Origin of the sequence: Specibacter sp. NPDC078709 (assembly GCF_040686795.1) — a bacterium.
Taxonomy (GTDB): domain Bacteria; phylum Actinomycetota; class Actinomycetes; order Actinomycetales; family Micrococcaceae; genus Specibacter.
The window spans coordinates 99,556-118,865 of the sequence record NZ_JBFBLU010000009.1 but is presented as its reverse complement, the minus strand read 5'-3'; the positions used below and the strand labels follow the sequence as shown (position 1 = coordinate 118,865).

Annotated in this window: 16 protein-coding genes and 2 tRNA genes; 3 read left to right on the top strand and 15 right to left on the bottom strand. The window is 56.4% G+C overall.

The window, feature by feature from the left end:
- The first annotated feature begins 581 nt into the window (after nt 1-581).
- Nucleotides 582-1,133, top strand: coding sequence for a flavin reductase family protein (locus AB0P14_RS15675; RefSeq protein WP_363844254.1), 552 nt, complete (start codon nt 582-584; stop codon nt 1,131-1,133).
- Between the two features lie 75 nt (nt 1,134-1,208).
- On the opposite strand, the gene AB0P14_RS15670 is transcribed toward AB0P14_RS15675, so the two are convergent.
- Nucleotides 1,209-2,072 (bottom strand): rhomboid family intramembrane serine protease, encoded by an 864-nt coding sequence (locus tag AB0P14_RS15670; protein WP_363844251.1) that lies wholly within the window; start codon nt 2,070-2,072, stop codon nt 1,209-1,211.
- Nucleotides 2,073-2,168: 96 nt separating this feature from the next.
- A complete protein-coding gene (locus AB0P14_RS15665; RefSeq protein ID WP_363844248.1) occupies nt 2,169-2,711 on the bottom strand; it encodes a peptidylprolyl isomerase in 543 nt (180 codons plus the stop codon).
- 111 nt (nt 2,712-2,822) lie between these two features.
- Here AB0P14_RS15665 and AB0P14_RS15660 point away from each other — a divergent pair, with 111 nt between their 5' ends.
- On the top strand, nt 2,823-3,863 hold the full coding sequence (locus AB0P14_RS15660) for a hypothetical protein (protein WP_363844245.1): 1,041 nt from the start codon (nt 2,823-2,825) through the stop codon (nt 3,861-3,863).
- A 249-nt stretch (nt 3,864-4,112) separates the two neighbouring features.
- On the opposite strand, the gene AB0P14_RS15655 is transcribed toward AB0P14_RS15660, so the two are convergent.
- The 13 genes from AB0P14_RS15655 to dnaA form a co-directional block, all read right to left on the bottom strand.
- The gene (locus AB0P14_RS15655; protein WP_183645216.1) at nt 4,113-5,342 is read right to left on the bottom strand and encodes an IS110 family transposase; all 1,230 of its coding nucleotides are present in this window, start codon (nt 5,340-5,342) and stop codon (nt 4,113-4,115) included.
- A gap of 247 nt (nt 5,343-5,589) precedes the next feature.
- The gene (locus AB0P14_RS15650) at nt 5,590-6,456 is read right to left on the bottom strand and encodes a DMT family transporter (protein ID WP_363844242.1); all 867 of its coding nucleotides are present in this window, start codon (nt 6,454-6,456) and stop codon (nt 5,590-5,592) included.
- 81 nt (nt 6,457-6,537) lie between these two features.
- Nucleotides 6,538-6,613: transfer RNA gene (locus tag AB0P14_RS15645), tRNA-Ala, on the bottom strand.
- A gap of 40 nt (nt 6,614-6,653) precedes the next feature.
- Nucleotides 6,654-6,773 (bottom strand): DLW-39 family protein, encoded by a 120-nt coding sequence (locus tag AB0P14_RS15640; protein ID WP_363844240.1) that lies wholly within the window; start codon nt 6,771-6,773, stop codon nt 6,654-6,656.
- Between the two features lie 35 nt (nt 6,774-6,808).
- Nucleotides 6,809-6,882: transfer RNA gene (locus tag AB0P14_RS15635), tRNA-Ile, on the bottom strand.
- Nucleotides 6,883-7,035: 153 nt separating this feature from the next.
- Nucleotides 7,036-7,629, bottom strand: a complete 594-nt coding sequence (locus AB0P14_RS15630; RefSeq protein WP_363844237.1) for a DUF3566 domain-containing protein — start codon at nt 7,627-7,629, stop codon at nt 7,036-7,038.
- A complete protein-coding gene (gene gyrA / locus AB0P14_RS15625) occupies nt 7,626-10,280 on the bottom strand; it encodes a DNA gyrase subunit A (RefSeq protein ID WP_363844234.1) in 2,655 nt (884 codons plus the stop codon). The genes AB0P14_RS15630 and gyrA overlap by 4 nt, the downstream gene beginning before the upstream one ends.
- 70 nt (nt 10,281-10,350) lie before the next feature.
- The gene (gene gyrB / locus AB0P14_RS15620) at nt 10,351-12,381 is read right to left on the bottom strand and encodes a DNA topoisomerase (ATP-hydrolyzing) subunit B (protein ID WP_363844231.1); all 2,031 of its coding nucleotides are present in this window, start codon (nt 12,379-12,381) and stop codon (nt 10,351-10,353) included.
- Between the two features lie 388 nt (nt 12,382-12,769).
- Nucleotides 12,770-13,360 (bottom strand): DciA family protein, encoded by a 591-nt coding sequence (locus AB0P14_RS15615; RefSeq protein WP_363844228.1) that lies wholly within the window; start codon nt 13,358-13,360, stop codon nt 12,770-12,772.
- Complete coding sequence (gene recF, locus AB0P14_RS15610) at nt 13,353-14,615, bottom strand: DNA replication/repair protein RecF (protein WP_363844225.1); 1,263 nt, start codon at nt 14,613-14,615, stop codon at nt 13,353-13,355. Before recF ends, AB0P14_RS15615 begins: the two co-directional genes overlap by 8 nt.
- Before the next feature lie 11 nt (nt 14,616-14,626).
- Entirely contained in the window at nt 14,627-15,523 is an 897-nt protein-coding gene (gene gnd / locus AB0P14_RS15605; RefSeq protein WP_363844222.1) for a phosphogluconate dehydrogenase (NAD(+)-dependent, decarboxylating), read from the bottom strand.
- 54 nt (nt 15,524-15,577) lie between these two features.
- Nucleotides 15,578-16,702, bottom strand: a complete 1,125-nt coding sequence (gene dnaN, locus AB0P14_RS15600) for a DNA polymerase III subunit beta (RefSeq protein ID WP_363844219.1) — start codon at nt 16,700-16,702, stop codon at nt 15,578-15,580.
- Between the two features lie 455 nt (nt 16,703-17,157).
- Nucleotides 17,158-18,594 (bottom strand): chromosomal replication initiator protein DnaA, encoded by a 1,437-nt coding sequence (gene dnaA / locus AB0P14_RS15595; RefSeq protein WP_363844216.1) that lies wholly within the window; start codon nt 18,592-18,594, stop codon nt 17,158-17,160.
- A gap of 566 nt (nt 18,595-19,160) precedes the next feature.
- Between dnaA and rpmH the strand changes: the two genes are divergently transcribed.
- Nucleotides 19,161-19,298: a 50S ribosomal protein L34 gene (gene rpmH / locus AB0P14_RS15590; RefSeq protein WP_011776797.1), complete on the top strand. Its 138-nt coding sequence runs from the start codon at nt 19,161-19,163 to the stop codon at nt 19,296-19,298.
- Nucleotides 19,299-19,310: the final 12 nt, after the last annotated feature.

The window sequence follows — 19,310 nt, the reverse complement described above, 5'->3', positions numbered from 1 at the left end:
TCATCCCCATTTCATGCAGCACCAGCCCATCCGGCACTGCCATTTAGCGGCCCTATGACGGGCCGCGTACTACCTTGCTCCAGACCAAGACCAGAGACACTGCCCTTAGTCTAAGTACCCGGGATCCCATGTGTCGACGCGTCGCCTAAATTACGGCCGGAACCGTGAATTCTCGCAGACTAAGCGGGCCTTGTAAATAGCCGATTGTCTACTATCCCCAGAGTTCTCCACACTGTGGATAACTTTTTCCCACAACCCACAGACTTATCCACCAACGTGGACAACTTCTTCGAACTATCCACAAGCTGTTTTCGAAACCTGGGTTATCCATAGTTGTTCACAAGGTTATCCACAGAAGTGGATAACTTTCTGCTGATTCTGACCAGACAAGCCCTGAACGCTGTCAGAAAAGTAATCCACAGCTGTGGAATGACATGTGTGTAACTTATACCCAATGTGGATATCCATGGGGATAACCTTGTGTACTAGAGCTTCAAAGATACTCGAACTACAGCTCTGTAAGTTATGCCCACGTGTGGACATCTATGTGGATAACTGTGGATACGTGCGACGATAGGGCTATGGAACTACCTGATCCCTTCGATATGCACAGAGTTTTCCCACAGCGTCTCTCACAAGAATCGATCGATGAATATCGCAGGCTCAGTGCAGAACAAGCTGGCTCGGTGGCCATTATCAGCACCCGACTCCGTAACCGTGACCATGCAGCGACAGTGAGCGCTTACCTGTCAGTGTCCTATGACCCTCCGACATTGTTGGTCAGCCTCTACGCCGAATCCCGGATTGCCTTGGCGGTTGCCGAATCAGGATCCTGGGCTTTGTCCCTGTTAACCGCAGAACAGAAGTCACAGGCGAATTGGCTGGCCAGTCCGGGCACGCCAATAGAGGGACTGTTGAACCAGATTGATTTCAGGCGTGGGCCTGTCACGGGCAACGCCATTATGGCAGGGGCTTTGGCCTGCTTTGAAGTGGAAACGACGGCCATCCATGAGGCTGCGACGCACCTGCTGGTGGTAGGAAATATCGTCTCCATGGGGGAAGACGCTCAGTGGGCCCGGGAGTTGTCACCGTTGATCCACTACGGCGGAGACTACCGCCGGCTCAAGCCCTAGCGCAGCCGAGGTGCCCAACCCGGCTGCTCGGCACGCAAGCAGCTCAGTGCAGGGCGGGCCGCGCGCCGTCGAACGTTAGCTGACGAGGGTGAAGGCGGGGAAGGTGGATACCTTGTACACGGTCAGGGCAAGAAGTATTACTGTCACCGCGGCAATTCCGCCCCACTGCACCAGATTGCGGTTCTTCGCGGGGGCGTAGGCAATGGCTGCGGTGCAGAGTGCGCCGGCGATCAAACCACCCAAGTGGGCCTGCCAGGCAATGTTGGGGATGATGAATCCAATGGCTGCGTTGATGGCCAGCAGCACAAGGATTTGGCGCAGATCTCCGCCGCGCTTTTTCTGCACCACGAACAGGGCGCCGAACAAACCGAAGACGGCGCCGGAAGCACCCACAACCACAGTGTCGATGGGCGAAAGCAAGAGGACACCCACGGATCCTGCGAACGCGCTCACCAGGTAGACGGCGAGAAAACGTACTCGGCCAAAGGCAGGTTCTAGGGCGTTACCCAAAATCCACAGTGCATACATGTTGAAGGCGATGTGCATCAGGTTTGTTGAGTGCAAGAAGGCTGATGTCACCATCCGCCACGGTTCCGTTTCCGTGAAGAACGGGGCGTAGGCGAAGTTCTGGAAAATGAAGTCCTTGGGAATCGCCAGATCCAAGGCGTACATGGCTACACAAATGGCCATCATGGTGATGGTCACGGCGGGCCTTCCGGCACGGGCCACGCCACCAAAAATAGTTCTGCGGGACGGGACAGACTTCGCTGCCACCTTGACACAGTCCACGCATTGGATCCCCACAGCAGCACTGCGCTGACAGTCCGGGCACGCCGGCCGCCCGCACCGCTGACAGCTCACATAGGAAACCCGATCGGGGTGCCGTGGACAGACGGGGGCGCCAGTGGAGGATTCCGGGACCGGATAGGCAGAACTCATGAAACAGATCCTAATAAGAGGTATATAAGGAAGGCTTTGGTTGCCGGACGCCCATGAAGGCGTCCGGCAACCAAAGCCAGGAGGGGTAAACGCTGTTTAGAGCTCTACAACGGTGACGGAGTTGATGACAACGTCTTCGCGCGGCTTGTCGCCCGCACCGGTTGCAACGCCTTCAATGGCGTCAACAACAGCCTTGGAGGCCTCGTCTGTGACGTCACCGAAGATGGTGTGCTTGCCCTGGAGCCAGCTGGTGTTCACGGTGGTGATGAAGAACTGTGAACCGTTGGTGCCGCGGCCGCCCTGGGTGCCGGCGTTAGCCATGGCAAATTTGTAGGGCTCGTTGAAGTTCAGGTCGGGGTTGATCTCGTCGTCGAACTGGTAGCCCGGTCCGCCAATGCCGCGACCAAGGGGATCGCCAGCCTGGATCATGAAGTCCTTGATGATGCGGTGGAAGATGGTGCCGTTGTACAACGGGGCGTTGGTCTTCTCGCCGGTGCCCGGGTGCGTCCATTCAATGGCGCCCGTAGCCAGGCCAACGAAGTTTGCCACGGTCTTGGGAGCGTGGTTTCCAAAGAGGTTTACCTCAATGTCGCCAAGGCTCGTGCTGATAGTTGCTTTTGCGGTTGGGATAGCAGTCATGGCGTTAGTCTGTCATGTGAAAATGGGAAATTTCTGTCAAGACACAAGCATTCCGCGCCCGGCGAACTGTTAGGTGATGGCAACAGGGCCTCGCTAGACGTAGGCTAAATCATGAAACTGCTGACATCTGGAGGAAACGTGAAGAAGGTCGACCGCTTTACCCAAGGATTGGAAGATTCATTGAACACCAGCGTAGATACTGCCCGCGATTGGGCTGCGCCGCATGTAGAAACCGCCAAGGACTGGACCGCTCCCCGCGTTGAGGCGGCTCTTAATTGGGCTGTTCCCCGCATTGAAAAGGGTATTGAACAGGCGTCCCCCATTGTTCAGGACGGTTTACGCAAGGCTGCCCAGTACACTGCCGACGGCGTTGCGGCCGTGACCCCGAAACTTCAGGAGGGCCTGGAAAAGTTGGCACCTAGGATTTCAGATGCTGTTGATGAAGCCACCCCGCACCTTCATGAAACCTTGGAGAAGGCTGCTCCGGCCATCACCAGCGCCAAGGACAAGGTAGTGGATGATTTCTTCCCACTCGTGTCGGACAAGCTGGGCGAGGCCGCCCACGCCGTCGAAGTTGCCCTCGAAAAGTCCAAGGTTGCGCATCAGCTCGAGATTGCTGCGGCCAAGCTGACTGGTAACAAGAAGGCTTTGGCTCAGGCTGAAAAAGCTGCTGCCGAGGCTGCCAAGAAGTTTGCCGCTGAGATGAGCAAGGCCGCCAAGAAAGAGAAGCGCAAGGGTCGTGGCTGGATTGTCGTGGGCGTAGTTGTTGCCGCCACTGCCGCTGGTGTTGCTGCGTGGAAGGCGTCCAAGCCGGTGGCCGATCCCTGGCAGACGCCGGCTCCTGTTACCCCCGCGGCTACTCCCGCCGCCCCTGTTGCCACGCCGGCTCCCGTTGCTGTGCCGGCTCCCGTTCCCGCGGACGACGCCGTATCCTCCAAGGCTGCCGACGTCGCCGACGCCGACGCCGTGGGTGAGAAAGCCAAAGACGTGGTTGAGGGCGCTTCCGAGAAGGTCGCCGACACTGTGGACTCCGCCAAGGAAAATCTGGGCGAGGCTGCCACCGATGCCAAGGATGCAGCAGTGAAGGCCAAGGACGCCGCTGTGGCTGCTGCCAACGACGCAACTCCGAAGCCGAGGGACCCCAAGCACTAAGTGCTAGTGACTGAGCCCTAGGCACAGCGCTAAGCAGAATAAGCAGGAGGACCGGGAGCATTAGCTCCCGGTCCTCCTGCGTCTATCGGCACCCTGTGAATCCAGTTGCCTCGGGCCCCGTTAGGGGGGTGTCCCTATGTTTTTCGTCAAGGCTTTGGAGGGATTTTCTTCAAAGTTTTTTGGGCCACTGTTTTTGGGCAGAGGTAGGTGGCTGGCGGTGCGTGTCCGCCAGCTGACAGCTCGGAACGGTCAGGCGGTTTTCGGGGTTGGGGCTTCGTAGAATGTGCCGTCCCGGAGCATCGCGAAGAGAACGTCGCAACGCCTGCGCGCGAGGGCGATGAGGGCTTGGTTGTGTCGTTTGCCTTCGGCGCGTTTCCGGTCGTAGTAGGCCCGTGAGAGAGGGTCTTTCAGAGCCGCGAACGCGGAGAGAAAGAAAGCTCGCTTGAGGGACTTGTTCCCTTTCTTGGAGGGGTGATCGCCTCGGATCGAGGTTCCGGAGCGCCACGTCACCGGGGCCAGCCCAGCGTAGGAGGCGAGGTGGCCGGAGGTCTGGAATTCCTTACCCGCAACTTCGGTGATGATGCGGGCTTCCGTCCTGACCCCGACCGCCGGCATAGAGGTCAGGACGGCATGAAGAGGGTGATCCTCCACGAGGGTTTCAACCTGAACGAGGAGCTCGTCACGGGCCGTGCGTAGCTGCTTGAGCATGGCAGCGAGCTGCGGCAATACGATGCTCGCGGCACCAGTTCCAGCGACTACCACGGTCTGCTCATCTAGGGCGGTGAAGATCTCGGTAGCCCAGCGTTTCCCAGCCCGCGGCGCATACTTCAAAAGCAAGGCCGTGACTCGGTTCTGGCCGGCCTTGCGGAGCTTATCCGGAGACGGATATTTGATCAGCAATTCGGCCATGGCGGGGTGATCGAGGTGCTTTCCCACCACCCGCTCCAGTGCCGGGTGGATCTGGGTCAACAACCCCCGAATCCGGTTCGAGGTTGCCGTTGCCTGCTTCGCTAGATCGTCATCGAAACCGCAGAGCATCGATAGTTCGGCGGCTTGCTCATCGGCGACGACGATGGAACGCAGGGTGTGTGGCAGGCTTCGGGCGGCTTCAGCAATGATGGCAGCGTCTCGAGCATCTGTCTTGGCTTCTCCGGGATGTAAATCCGCGATGCGGCGCATCGCCAGCCCGGGAATGTAGCCGACCAGTATTCCCTCGGCCTGGGCCACAGCAACGGGCAGGGCGCCGATGGTCGAGGGCTGATCAACGACCAACAACACGGTGCCTTTGCCGGCCACGGCCTTGATGATGGCACGGAGTTTGGCCTCGTCTTGGGGCAGTGCACGGTCGAGGATTTTCTTGCCCGTACGGTCGATCGCGACCGCATGGTGATTGCTCTTACCGACATCGACGCCGATGAAGATATCGACGTCCTCGTGGTTCTTGATCAACGCAAACCTCCCAGAAATAGTGTCATTCATTTCGGTGTTGGCTTGTCCTACGGCGGCAAGGCTCGGCATCCACGTTACGGCTGACCTGCACGGCGGTTCATTGTGCTGGTCCGGTCCCCATTAGCGATCCCCTGGCGCCTATCGAATCCCGGTGACAACACCCCCCGGATCATTGATGACTGGGGGACTTAATCATGCCGGGACCGACAGGCCAACCACCCCAAATCCTACTTATTTATGGGGCTACTAAAAAGGTAACGGGAGACCTTTGCCAGTGCTATTTCTTGAGTCCGCTGCGTCCCTGGCGTAGGACCACCACGGCCAGGCCGGCCAGAATCAGTGCCAATCCGGCGTACGTGCCAGGAGGCAATTGCTGCCCGAGGAAGAATCCGGCCAGCAATGCGGCCCCGGGGATCTCGACCAAAATCATCATGGACACTACCAGCGGGGAAATCGTGGCCAAGAGGTAGTTGAAGATGGTGTGCCCAAAAAGTTGAGCGGCCACTGTCACCCCAACAATGCCCCACCAGGCTTCCGGTGGGAAGTTGAGCAAGGGTTGGCGGAAGATCAGGCACATGACTAGCAGGATCAGCGAACACAGTCCGTAGCAAAGACTCGTGTAGACGCCCGTGGAAAGAGTTTTACGGGCCTTTGAGCCAGCCAAGGTGTAAATGGCGGCAAGAACCCCACCCACCACCGCTAAGAGGTCTCCCACGAGCGCTTCTCGGGAAACACCCATATCGAAACCCGTAATGACCACTACACCCAGCAGCGCCGTTCCTAAGCCCAGCAGAACCGGTCTGGCTGGCTTAGAGCCCCTGAGCCACTGAAACAACGCGATCCATGCGGCCTGCAGACACACGAGAGCTGTCGCGGCCGCAACGCTGGTGAGTTTCACGGAGGTCACAAAGCAGGCGAAGTGCAGGGCCAAGGCTGTTGCCGCTATGGCGGTGTATTTGATTTCCACCCGTGTCAGGGATGCAAGAAATCGAGGACTTTTCAGCAGTACAGGTGTGCCCAACACCAATGCTCCGAATACATTGCGCCAGAGCGCAATAGTCAGTGCTGGGGCCATGGTGGCTGCCATGATGGGGCCGGATGCTGAAACACCCAAGATGCCCACAACGGCCAGAAGAAAGATCACTGCCCAAGCCTAGGCCACTGGAGTTGAGCTGTTCTCCAGATAAAAAAACAACCCCGGTCAAGTGACCGGGGTTGTTTCTCATGGTGGAGGCACGGGGACTCGAACCCCGAACCCCCTGCTTGCAAAGCAGGTGCGCTACCAATTGCGCCATGCCCCCATGAGGCTGATTCAGTATATATGAAACTTGGCGAAAAAATTCAATCGATTGAATCAGTTGCCTTGCTCCATGTTGTCTTCACAACGTTGGATTCCCGCCGCTTCTTGTTGAGGAAAATTGCAGCACCCAAAGCCGCGATCAAGATCAGCAACTTCTTCACTACACACCATCCTTGCCAAGAACCGATTGGTTCCGTGGGCGTACCTGGACTTGAACCAGGGACCTCTTCGTTATCAGCGAAGCGCTCTAACCGCCTGAGCTATACGCCCTTCTTAGCCCTCATCGGGCCGAGATAAAACTTTACCCCACACATTCCCAAAGTCCAAAATCGGCGGGTCCAAAGGTTTCTACGAACCCGCCGATTTTGAATAATGGACGCAAATGTCAAGGACTTTTAGCCAAAATCCGTGATTTTTTGCTTCTTAATCATCCGTCAGGGTGACACCAATGCCGCCCACCAAGGTGGCCGAGATGTTGTAGAGCACGGCCGAAAGCACCGAAAGTGTGGTTAACAACACAACATTGACCACGGCAACAATCGTGGAGAAGGAGGCTACCTGTCCCAGCGAAACAATGGTCAGCAGGTCGAAGGGAACCCCGCCCTCTTTGCCTTGAATCTCGTTAATGAAGGCGTTGACCGTTTCAAAGAGGCCCATTGTGTCCAGCAGTGACCACAGCACAATCGCGGCAACCACAGTCACAATGCCCAGCGCTACCGACAGCAAGAACGCCATCTTCAGCACTGACCACGGATCAACCTTGCTAATCAGCAGGCGCGCACGCCGCGCTTTGGCCTTAGGCGCGGGCTTCACCAGCGCCGGAGGCGTTTTGGGCGCCGGCGTTTTGGGCGCCGGCGTCTTGGGTGCCGGCGTCTTGGGTGCCGGCGTCTTGGATGCCGGGCGCTTCGCCGTGGCCGCTCCTGCCGCCGGAGCGCTGGTGGGGCGCTGTGCGGGGCGGGCAGGTGCACCTACCCTGGGTGCGGAACCGGGCCGCGGAATCGGGTTGTTGGTGCTCAATCGGTACCTCCAGTTGATCCGTCTTGACCCGTTAACGGTACTTCATCAATCTGTTGGTTTCCCTCGGAATCACTGTTAGAAGTGGTCTCGGGGCTTTGCGGAGCTTCAATTTCCGACAATTCTTCATCGTCGTCAAGGCCCCGCTCGCTATTGCGCGCAACCTCAATGATCTTGTCGTTCTTGTCGGGTTTAGCGAAGATAACGCCCATGGTGTCGCGTCCCTTGGCGGGCACCTCGGACACGTTGGAGCGAACCACCTTTCCGCCACTCATCACCACCAGAACCTCGTCATCCTCTTGGACAATCAAGGCCCCGACCAGGTCTCCACGGTCTTCCACGAGCTTGGCAACCTTGATTCCCAGGCCGCCTCGTCCCTGCAAGCGGTACTCTTCAACGGCCGTGCGCTTGGCGTAGCCGCCTTCTGTGACAATGAACACAAAGGAATCGTCAGTAACGACGTTGGCAGCCAGTAGCTCATCGAAGTCACGGAACTTCATACCCGTGACACCCGAGGTGGCCCGACCCATGGGCCGAAGGGCCTCGTTGGTGGCCGTGAACCTGATGGACTGTCCCTTGCGGGAAACCAGCAACAAGTCATCAGAATCAGAAACCAGCTGAGCGGAGACGAGTTCGTCGCCGTCGCGCAGGTTGATGGCAATGACGCCGGCAGAGCGGTTGGTGTCGTAGTCCTCAAGTGAAGTCTTTTTAACCAGTCCATTCTTCGTGGCCAACACCAGGTAGGGAGACTGCTGGTAGTCCTTGAGCTCCATGACCTGGGCGATCTTCTCGTCGGGCTGGAACGCCAACAGGTTCGCGACGTGCTGGCCCTTGGCATCACGACCTGCCTCGGCAAGTTCATAGGCCTTAGCCCGGTACACGCGGCCCAAGTTAGTGAAGAACAGCAGCCAGTGGTGTGTGGTCGTGACAAAGAAATGTTCGACGACGTCGTCCCCACGCAGTTGCGCGCCCTTGACACCCTTGCCGCCGCGGTGCTGTGTGCGGTAGTTATCGCTACGGGTGCGCTTGACATAACCACCGCGGGTGATGGTGACAACCATTTCTTCTTCAGGGATGAGGTCTTCCATGCTCATGTTGGGGTCGTAACCCATCATGATCTCGGTACGACGATAGTCACCAAAGCGGGCTGTGATCTCAGCGAGTTCTTCGCTGACGATGCCGCGCTGAACTTCCGGATCTGCCAGGATGCGGTTGAACTCTGTGATCATGGTTTCCAGGACGTTGAAGCGGTCCGTGATCTTCTGGTGCTCCAAGGCAGCCAAACGTCGCAGCTGCATGTCCAAAATGGCCTTGGCCTGGATCTCATCGATGTCGAGCAACTCGATCAGCCCGTCACGGGCTTCTTCGGTAGTGCTGGAACGACGAATCAGCGCAATGACCGCATCCAGAGCATCTAACGCTTTCAGCAGTGCACGCTGAATATGAGCTTCTTCTTCAGCCTTGCGCAGACGGAAACGGGTACGCCGAACGATGACATCCATCTGGTGCGTGACCCAGTGGCGAATGAACGCATCCAGCGGAAGAGTGCGGGGGACACCGTCCACAATCGCCAACATGTTGGCGCTGAAGTTTTCCTGCAGCTGAGTGTGCTTGTACAGGTTATTCAAAACAACCTTGGCAACCGCGTCACGCTTGAGGACAATGACCAAGCGCTGACCGGTACGGCCCGAGGTTTCATCGCGCATATCGGCGATGCCAGAAATCTTGCCGTCCTTGACCAGGTCAGCGATCTTTATGGCTAGGTTGTCCGGGTTTGCCTGGAACGGCAGCTCGGTAACAACCAAGCAGGTGCGACCCTGAATTTCCTCAACGTTGACAACGGCACGCATGGTGATGGAACCGCGTCCGGTGCGGTAGGCATCCTCGATACCCTTGCGGCCCAGGATTTGAGCGCCTGTCGGGAAATCGGGTCCCTTGATGCGTTCAATGAGCGCCTCAAGAAGTTCCTCACGGCTTACCGTCGGGTTTGCCAGGTACCACTGCACACCCTCGGCAACCTCACGTAGGTTGTGGGGCGGAATGTTGGTGGCCATACCCACGGCGATACCGGAGGAACCATTCACCAGCAGGTTGGGGAAACGTGCGGGCAGAATCGTGGGCTCTTGATTCTTACCGTCGTAGTTGTCCTGGAAATCGACTGTTTCTTCGTCGATGTCTCGAACCATTTCCATGGCCAGCGGGGCCATTTTTGTTTCCGTGTATCGAGGTGCGGCCGCGCCATCGTTACCGGGAGAACCAAAGTTTCCCTGCCCCAGGGCCAAGGGGTAACGCATGGTCCAGTCTTGAATCAAACGCACCAAGGCATCATAAATGGAACTGTCACCGTGGGGGTGGTATTGGCCCATAACTTCACCAACAACGCGGGCACACTTGTTGAAGGAGCGCTCGGGGCGGTAACCGCCGTCGAACATGGCGTACAGCACGCGGCGGTGCACAGGCTTCAGTCCGTCACGGACGTCAGGAAGTGCACGGCCCACAATGACGGCCATGGCGTAGTCCAAGTAGGAGCGTTTCATCTCCTGCTGGAGATCAATTTGTTCTACTTTGTCATGCAGCAGATTGCCTTCGAGGATCTCTGCACTGGTGTCTTCCACCGTGGGTTCCTGCGGATTCTGCGGTGTTTCTTCGCTCATAATCTTATGTATTCCATTCGCGATATATGTCGGGTTGTCTCTATAACTAGCGGGCTATGCCTAGCCCGGGCTAGATGTCGAGGAACCTGACATCCTTGGCGTTTTGTTGAATGAAGTTACGTCGGGATTCCACGTCTTCACCCATGAGGGTGGAGAAAACCTGGTCAACCTCTGCCGCGTCCTCCATAGTGACCTGCAGGAGAGTGCGGTGGGCCGGATCCATGGTGGTGTCCCACAATTCCGAGTAGTCCATCTCGCCCAAACCCTTGTAGCGCTGGATACCGTTGTCCTTGGGGATACGACGCCCGGCTGCAGCGCCAGAGGCAAGAGCCGCGTCACGTTCCTTGTCGCTGAACACATAGTCGTGGGGCGCATTAGACCACTTGATCCGGTACAGCGGCGGCTGAGCCAAGTACACATAGCCGTTTTCAATGAGCGGGCGCATGTAACGGAACAGCAGCGTCAGCAACAAGGTAGTGATGTGTTGGCCATCAACATCGGCATCGGCCATCAACACGATCTTGTGGTACCGAGCCTTGTTGACATCGAAGTCCTCGCCAATGCCTGCACCAAACGCGGTGATCATGGCCTGAACTTCGGCGTTTCCCAAGGCCCGGTCCAAGCGTGCACGTTCGACGTTGAGGATCTTTCCACGCAGGGGCAAAATTGCTTGTGTTGTTGGGTTGCGTCCGCGCACGGCGGAGCCGCCTGCGGAGTCACCCTCCACGATGTAAATTTCCGACAACGCCGGGTCCTTGGACTGGCAGTCCTTGAGCTTCCCTGGCATTCCGCCGGATTCGAGCAGACCCTTACGGCGTGTGCTTTCGCGGGCCTTGCGGGCAGCCAACCTGGCCATGGAGGCCTGGATTGACTTGCGAATCACGTCGCGGGCCGGGCCCGGGTTACGCTCGAGCCAATCGCCGAGTCCGTCGGTGACTACACGCTGAACGAATCCCTTGACTTCCGAGTTACCGAGCTTAGTTTTGGTCTGACCCTCAAACTGGGGTTCGGAGAGCTTCACGGAAATAACGGCTGTGAGGCCTTCACGGATGTCATCACCGGTGAGGTTGTCGTCCTTTTCCTTGATGATGCTCTTCTCACGCGCATAGCGATTGATCAGAGACGTCATAGCCGCCCGGAAACCTTCCTCATGCGTTCCACCTTCATGCGTGTTGATGGTGTTGGCATAAGTGTGGACGCTCTCGGAGAAGGATGTGGTCCACTGCATGGCGATTTCCACGGCCATGCTCCGACCTGCATCCTCAGTTTCAAAAGCGATGACGTCCTCATGAACGGGCTCGTACTTCTTTGAGGTGTTCAAATGCTTGACGTAGTCAAGCAGTCCATCCTTGTACTGGTAAATCACAACCCGTTTGCCGGTGGCAAGGTCTTTACCCTCGGGGATTGCGTCTAGATCCACTTCGTCATCATCGGAGCTAGCAACCACGCGCTCGTCGGAGAGCGTGATCTTCAGGCCCTTGTTGAGGAAGGCCATCTGCTGGAAGCGCGCACGAAGAGTCTCGAATTCAAACTCCACCGATTCAAAGATGGTGGGGTCCGGGTAGAACGTCTGGGTGGTCCCTGTCTCGGTGGTGGTTTCACCCTTGACCAGGGTGCCCTGCGGCTTGCCGCCGTCGGCAAAACTCATCCGCCAGACAAAGCCTTGTCGTCGAATCTCAGTATCAACCTTGCGGGAAAGGGCGTTAACGACGGAGATACCCACGCCGTGCAGACCGCCAGAAACCGCGTAACCCCCGCCACCGAATTTACCCCCGGCGTGCAGGATGGTCATGACCACTTCAACCGTCGGCTTACCCTCAGTGGGGTGAATATCGACGGGAATACCACGCCCGTTGTCTACTACTTTGACGCCACCCTCGGCGGTCAAGGTGATCTCGATGTGGTCGCAGTAGCCGGCCAGGGCCTCATCCACAGAGTTGTCAACAACTTCATAGACCAAATGATGCAGACCACGCATGCCCGTGGAGCCAATGTACATACCGGGACGTTTACGGACGGCTGCCAAGCCCTCCAAAACAGTGATGTCGCTGGCATCGTAGTGGCTAGTATCGGCTGGCGCGGACGGTGTTGCGGTGTTCACTTCCGCGCTTGGCTCCGTGCTATCCGGCTCTGGATTCACGGCACTATCCGAATTGTTCGTCGTCACAGGCGCGTTCGACCCCTCTAATTGTTCAGCTCGGTTGCCAACCTCGGGGACGGGCAGACTGGCGTCTCCCGTGCTTTGACCTCGTTGAAGGCAGATAAATACCGCTCCCAACGAAAACCTGAAACCTTATCACAGCGCCGCGGAGAGACGGTTATAGTCAGATTCTACCTTGCGACGGACCCATATGGCGTCTCAACCTGCCCTGAAAGCCGAGAAAACCGGCTTAGAACGGAATCGATTGGCTTTCTTTAAGGGGATGTACGGTCCTTGGGGTTTGAAACGCCCTACAGCGCCTTGGCAAGTTTTCCCACTTCGGGTGCTGCTAGCCGTAAGTGTCTCTGGGCCCACGTCCCTTGACATGCCGAAATCCCTTGCGCCAACTCGGTGCAGCCGGTCCCAAAACCATAATCTTGCTGACCACCCCATGTCCCAGTTCTTCATCAAATTTTGCCAGCAGTGATGATGAGAGGAGCCGCAGCTGAGTTGCCCAGCTGGTGGAGTCACATCTGACATGTAACGTGGTGGCCTCAAAGCTTTCAGGCCTGCAATGCCCTGCAATCTCAGGACCTACCAAAGCATCCCATTGAGCCATCACAGAACCAACTGCTAGAGGAGAACTCCACCCTCGATCCGAGACGAGCCGGCTGACAACATTTCCCAGTCCTTGGGGATCCCTGCCACCACCGTATTTGGCATCCATAAATGGTTTGCGTTTATTCTTCGGCGTGGTTTTCTCGCCTAAACGGTTCCTGGCAATCCGCAGTTCACCACGACTTTTCGCTATGGTCCGCATGCGGTTGAGGGCTGCCTGGGCTGCATCCACTTCAGTGGCATGATCATGTGCGGCAGCTTCACGGCTGCCTTTCTTTCCGGTTGGATCGTTTGCAGATTTTCCTGCAGACGTCTCACTCATCGAAAATCACGCCGCCGGGAATGACCTGAATGGTAGACCCTGACAATTCTTCGGGGATGTCTTCTCCCACGGCGGCTGTCACCAAAACCTGCTCGGCAGCTCCTACCATGAGTGCCAATTTGCGGCGCCGTTGGGCATCCAACTCGGCAAAAACATCGTCAAGGATCAAAATTGGCTGATTACCTGCCACATGTTTGTCCTCATCCAACACGTGGAAAGAGGCCAAACGCAGTGCTAAGGCAATGGACCACGACTCTCCGTGCGAGGCATAGCCTCTGGCCGGGGCGTTGCCCAACAGCAGATCCAATTCATCCCGGTGCGGTCCCACCAGCGACATTCCGCGTTCCAGTTCTCGGGTTCGGGATGCCACGAGCTCAGCGCGGTACCTTTCGGCGAGTTCCTCAAGCGTGCACAGGGAAAGATCCTCCCCATCAGGGATCTCCGGAAGCACCCCACCATTTGGTTCTCCGAAAGGATCGGAGGAGACGCCGTCGGACATGTCCTGATACCCCGATTCCTGCGGCTCAGTAGGAATTTCTTGGTCCAAATTACTGCGATACAGCGCACGCATTATTTTGGAACCGTCGGTGAGCTGGGCATACGCCTCAGCCATATGGGGGCGCAGACGGTTGAGCAGGTCAAGCCGTGCCAAGAGCAGCTGGGCTGCGGCCATAGCCATGTGCTGGTCCCAAACGTCTAGCGTCGCGAGGTGAGATTCTGAAACCCCGGACCGAGAAAAATGTTGCGACCGGGCAGACTTCAGTAAGGCGTTGCGCTGTTTGAGTACACGATCGTAGTCGCTGCGGGTCCCCGCGTGTTTGGGCATAAGCACCACCAACAGATCATCCAAGAACCGGCGACGGTTTCCAGGATCACCCTTGACGAGAGCTAAGTCCTCGGGAGCAAAAAGTACCGTCCGACAAAGACCCAGAATGTCGCGAGCTCGGACAGGATTTGCCCGGTTGATGCGTGCCCGATTGGCGCGAGTCGCGTTAATTTCGACCTCGACCATAACTTTTTGTTCGCCCCGCACCAGCTGAGCACGGATGAGAGCCACCTCGGTACCAAAACGCAGTAGCGGACCATCCTGGCTCACCCGGTGAGAGGAGAGCGTGGCCAAATAGCCGATCGCTTCTACGAGATTGGTTTTACCCAAACCATTTGAACCAACCAGGACAGTCACTCCTGGCGTCAGTGTCAGGTCAACCTGCGCATAACTACGAAAATCGGTCAGAGAAAGGTGTTCAAGATACATGGAAAGCTGATTTATTCAATGCTGGGACTGGCTGGTTTTGTTGCGTGGCCGCCGAACTGGTGGCGGAGAGCGGAGACCATTTTCATGGCAGGGGAATTGTCTTCACGCGAAGAGAACCTGGCAAAGAGAGCCGCCGTAATGGCCGGGGCCGGCACGGCATTGGCGATGGCTTCCTCGACAGTCCAGCGTCCTTCACCGGAATCTTCGACGTAATCGTCAATGGATTCCAGACCAGGATCTTCATCCAATGCCTTGACCATCAAATCCAAGAGCCAAGAACGCACGACGGTACCCTTTTGCCACGCACGGAAAGTTCCCGGCAAGTCCTGAATGATATCTTTTTTGGCCAGCAGTTCGTAGCCCTCTGCGTAGGCCTGCATCAGGCCATACTCGATACCGTTGTGAACCATTTTGGCGTAGTGACCGGCACCAATTCCGCCAACGTGCACAAAGCTGTCGGCCCGCTCACCCTCGGGACGCAGAGCGTCTAGGACAGGCAGTGCCCGCTCCACGTCTTCTGGAGCGCCACCAGCCATGAGTCCGTAACCATTCTCGAGACCCCAAACTCCTCCAGAAACACCAACGTCCATGAAAGATATGCCCTTGGAAGCAAGCATTTCGCCGTGCTTTTGATCCTCGGTAAACCGTGAATTTCCGCCGTCAACAAGCAAATCTCCAGATTCCAACAGTTCTGAAAGTTCAGTGATGACTGCTTCGGTGATATCGCCGGAGGGGACCATCACCCAAATGAGCCGCGGTGCAGGAACTGCTGCGACTAGTTCCTGCATGGAAGCCACATCGGTGACCTCCGGATTTCGGTCAAATCCAGTGACCTCGATTCCTGCTGCGCGCAGGCGGGCTCTCATGTTGAAGCCCATCTTTCCTAGTCCAACAAGTCCAATATGCACGTTTTTTCTCTCTTCCGTGGTCTTGCAGCTGATGGTGGAATGGCAGCGGGGCAACTACTGAGAAGGCAACCTCACCGGCATAACCAGGTAACGGTATTCGTCACGGCGTTCACCATCAATGTCATCCTGAGCATTGATCATGGCTGGTTTAGGAGCCGAGGTGAATGAGAACCGAACGTATTTGCTGTCAAAGGCGCTCAGACCTTCGCTGAGGTAGTGCGGGTTGAAAGCGACGGTGATTTCTTCACCAACCAGTGTAGCTTCGAGATTTTCAGAGGCCTGTGCGTCTTCGCCTGTACCCGCATCGAGGGTGAGTTGACCGTCCGTGAAGATGAGACGAACTGGAGTGTTGCGTTCGGCAACGAGTGAGACGCGGCGGACTGCTTCTGCCAGGGCATGTGTCTCGACAGTTGCGTAAATCGGTGTGGTGTCAGGGAAAAGTGAACGGATTTTCGGGTATTCCCCGTCCACCAGCAACGACGTTGTGCGACGACCGCCACTTTCGAAACCAATGAGCTCGCTGTTACCCGAGAGCGCAATGTTGATATTGCCTGAACTGCCCAATGTTTTAGCGACTTCACTGAGAGTTTTGGCCTTGATGAGGGCACCAGCGGAAATGTTGGGGGTGGAAGGACTCCAACGAACTTCGCGCAGTGCCAGCCGGTACCTATCGGTAGCCAGAAGTGTGATCAGGTCGCCTTCAATTTCCATTTTTACGCCTGTGAGAACAGGCAAGGTGTCATCTTTGCTTGAGGCGATAATGACCTGAGAAACAGCCTGGGCAAAGGCTTCTCCATCAACAGTTCCGCTGATATCAGGCAGCGCTGGGAGTTCTGGATAGTCATTGACAGGCATGGTGGCCAAGTGGAAACGGCTGCTGCGGCAGGTCAAGGTGACTTTAGTGCCGTCGGTTTCAATATCCACGGGCGCAGCTGGAAGGCTGCGGCAAATATCCGCCAGTAGCCGTCCAGAGACCAAAATGGTCCCTTCCTCAGTGATATCTGCAGGGATTTGCAGACGCGCAGAGATCTCGTAGTCAAAACTGGCCAGGCTCAAGGTGCCGGCTTCAGCTTTCAGCAACAGTCCTGAGAGGACCGGAACAGGAGGACGTGGAGACAAGGATCGTGCGGCCCAGCTGACTGCTTCGGTCAGAACATCCCGTTCGACTCGGAACTTCACGGAAGGGTGCCGCCTTTCATGGTGCGAAAAATTTTGGTGATGCGTTGGGTCATATCCCTTAGGAGGTGACCCATGAATGAAATTACATGCTTGGAGATAGCTTAGCCCCTTGACCAGCCCATTTGGGCATTGGTCAAGGCTCGTTGCCGGGCAGGTTGAAGCAGAAGGTGAATGTTGTTTGAAACGAAAGATTCTTGTAGTTCGTAGTGTTAATAAGTCCTGTGGATACTGTGGATAAGTGCTTCTGGCCACGGGGTCTAGGCGAAGTTGGCTGTGCACAGGCTGTGGGGCTAGCCCGCTTGAGGCTGTGAGGAGAAGTGGAGAACTTTTTCGGCGGTTTTAATGATCCACAGGGGGACGTGGAGTTATCCGCAGGTTGGTGATGGTTGTACCCGAGTAATCCACAGACTTATCCACAGCTGTTAATTTCTCAGATTTTTTACCCGCTGCGCGGGTTATCCCTCGCGCTGCTGCTGTTTGATCTTGTTAGTGAGCTCAGTGACCTGGTTGTAGATGGCGCGTCGTTCAGCCATCAATTCCCGGATCTTTCGATCTGCGTGGATCACTGTCGTGTGGTCTCGTCCACCAAATTCCTGGCCAATCTTGGGCAAGGACATGTCAGTAAGCTCACGGCAGAGGTACATGGCAATCTGGCGCGCGGTGACAAGCGTCCTAGTTCGGGACTTGCTACACAGCTCTTCCAAGGAAATGTTGAAATAGGCGGCTGTCTGACCAAGGATTGCGGTGGATGTGATCTCCTGTGCGCCGTCATCAGTGATCAGATCCTTCAAGACCAGCTCTGCCAGACCAACATCCACAGGCTGGCGGTTCAAGCTGGCAAAAGCCGTCACACGGATGAGGGCGCCTTCAAGTTCACGGATGTTCGTGGAGATCTTTGAGGCGATGTATTCCAGAGCATCATCCGGAGCAGACAGACCTTCTCCAATGGCCTTCTTGCGCAAAATGGCAATGCGAGTCTCCAATTCTGGCGGCTGCACATCGGTGAGCAGACCCCACTCAAACCGTGAACGCATGCGTTCTTCAAACCCTTGTAGACGCTTCGGCGGCAGATCAGAGGTGATAACGACCTGCTTGTTGTGATTGTGCAGGGCGTTGAAGGTATGGAAGAACTCTTCCTGGGTGGCGTCCTTATTGGCCAAGAACTGAATATCGTCAATCAGGAGAATGTCCACGTTGCGGTATAGCTGCTTGAAACTGGCGCCTTCATCGTCGCGGATGGAGTTAATGAAGTCGTTGGTGAACTCCTCAGAGTTCACATAGCGCACTCGGATACCCGTGTAGAGACGGCGGGCGTAGTGGCCGATGGCATGCAATAGGTGGGTTTTACCCAGACCCGAATCGCCGTAGATGAACAACGGGTTGTAAGCCTTTGCGGGGGCCTCAGCCACCGCAACCGCAGCTGCGTGGGCAAATCGGTTGGAGGCACCAATCACGAAGGAATCAAAAACATACTTCGGATTCAGACGGCCAAACTCCTGAGAAGTGCTGGGCAACATCGGGGACGGCTTAGAAATATGTTCCACAGGCTCGGCGCGGGTGATGTTTTCACTCCGGGACGGAGCCGGGGCAGGGACAGGCTCTTCTTCCTTAGCTGGTGGGACAAGATCAGCGTTGACGCTGAAGGCACAACTGATTTCCTCGGAAAAAACCTGAGAGAGAGCGTTGCTCAATGCAGTGTGGAGTTGGTTTTGAAGTACTTCGCGGGTGAGTTCGTTGGGAACTGCTACCAACAAGGTGTTGCCAATCAGTCCTTGAGGCTGGGTGAGAACCACAAAACCACGTTGCCGGGGAGAAACCCGTTCGTCCTGTTCCAGAATCCGAATGACTCGCCGCCAGGAACTGCCTACGTCGTTGATGTCCTCAGTGCTCATTGACCTTTCCATCCTTACCGCTGGCCGTTGGGCCAGAAATCTCTTAATTCACACACACTTTGAGCGTGACGTCTGTTACACACGAAAAAATGTAATTTTGATGTGCGCAGATGCTCCAAAACGAAGTAATCCACAGGGTTATACACATCAGTGGATAACTTGCCACGGGCCTAGCCTAGAGGATGGATACGCTAGAAGATAGCGAGGGAAAGTGCTTGTGGATAAATATCACAGCGGTGTACTCTTCAGTGCCTCATCCACAGAAGTTGTCCACCTAGTTATGCACAGTTGTGGATGAACACTCATCGGGCCTTCGCGGAGGGCTATTGGGGCCAGATGAAGACGGAATCGATGTTTTTGGAACCTGGGATATCTTGTCCCGGTTTGACTGGCGGGTGTTGAGTGACCTAACGTTGTGAAGTCCCATGTGTCTGTTTTGCGCTTCGGCGTGCGCGCCTCTTTATTGAGGAGTGAATCGAGCAGGCATCCATTTACTTAGCGTCGACCCCTTTCTTACCTGTTAGCTACGGGCAAGGCGCATCTTTGATTGTCTTGGAGTAACTACCGTGAGCAAGCGGACTTTTCAGCCGAACAACCGCCGTCGTGCCAAGAAGCACGGCTTCCGCCTTCGTATGCGCACCCGCGCCGGCCGCGCCATTCTGGCCGCCCGCCGTGGCAAGGGTCGCGTAGAGCTGTCGGCCTAAACAATAACTGCT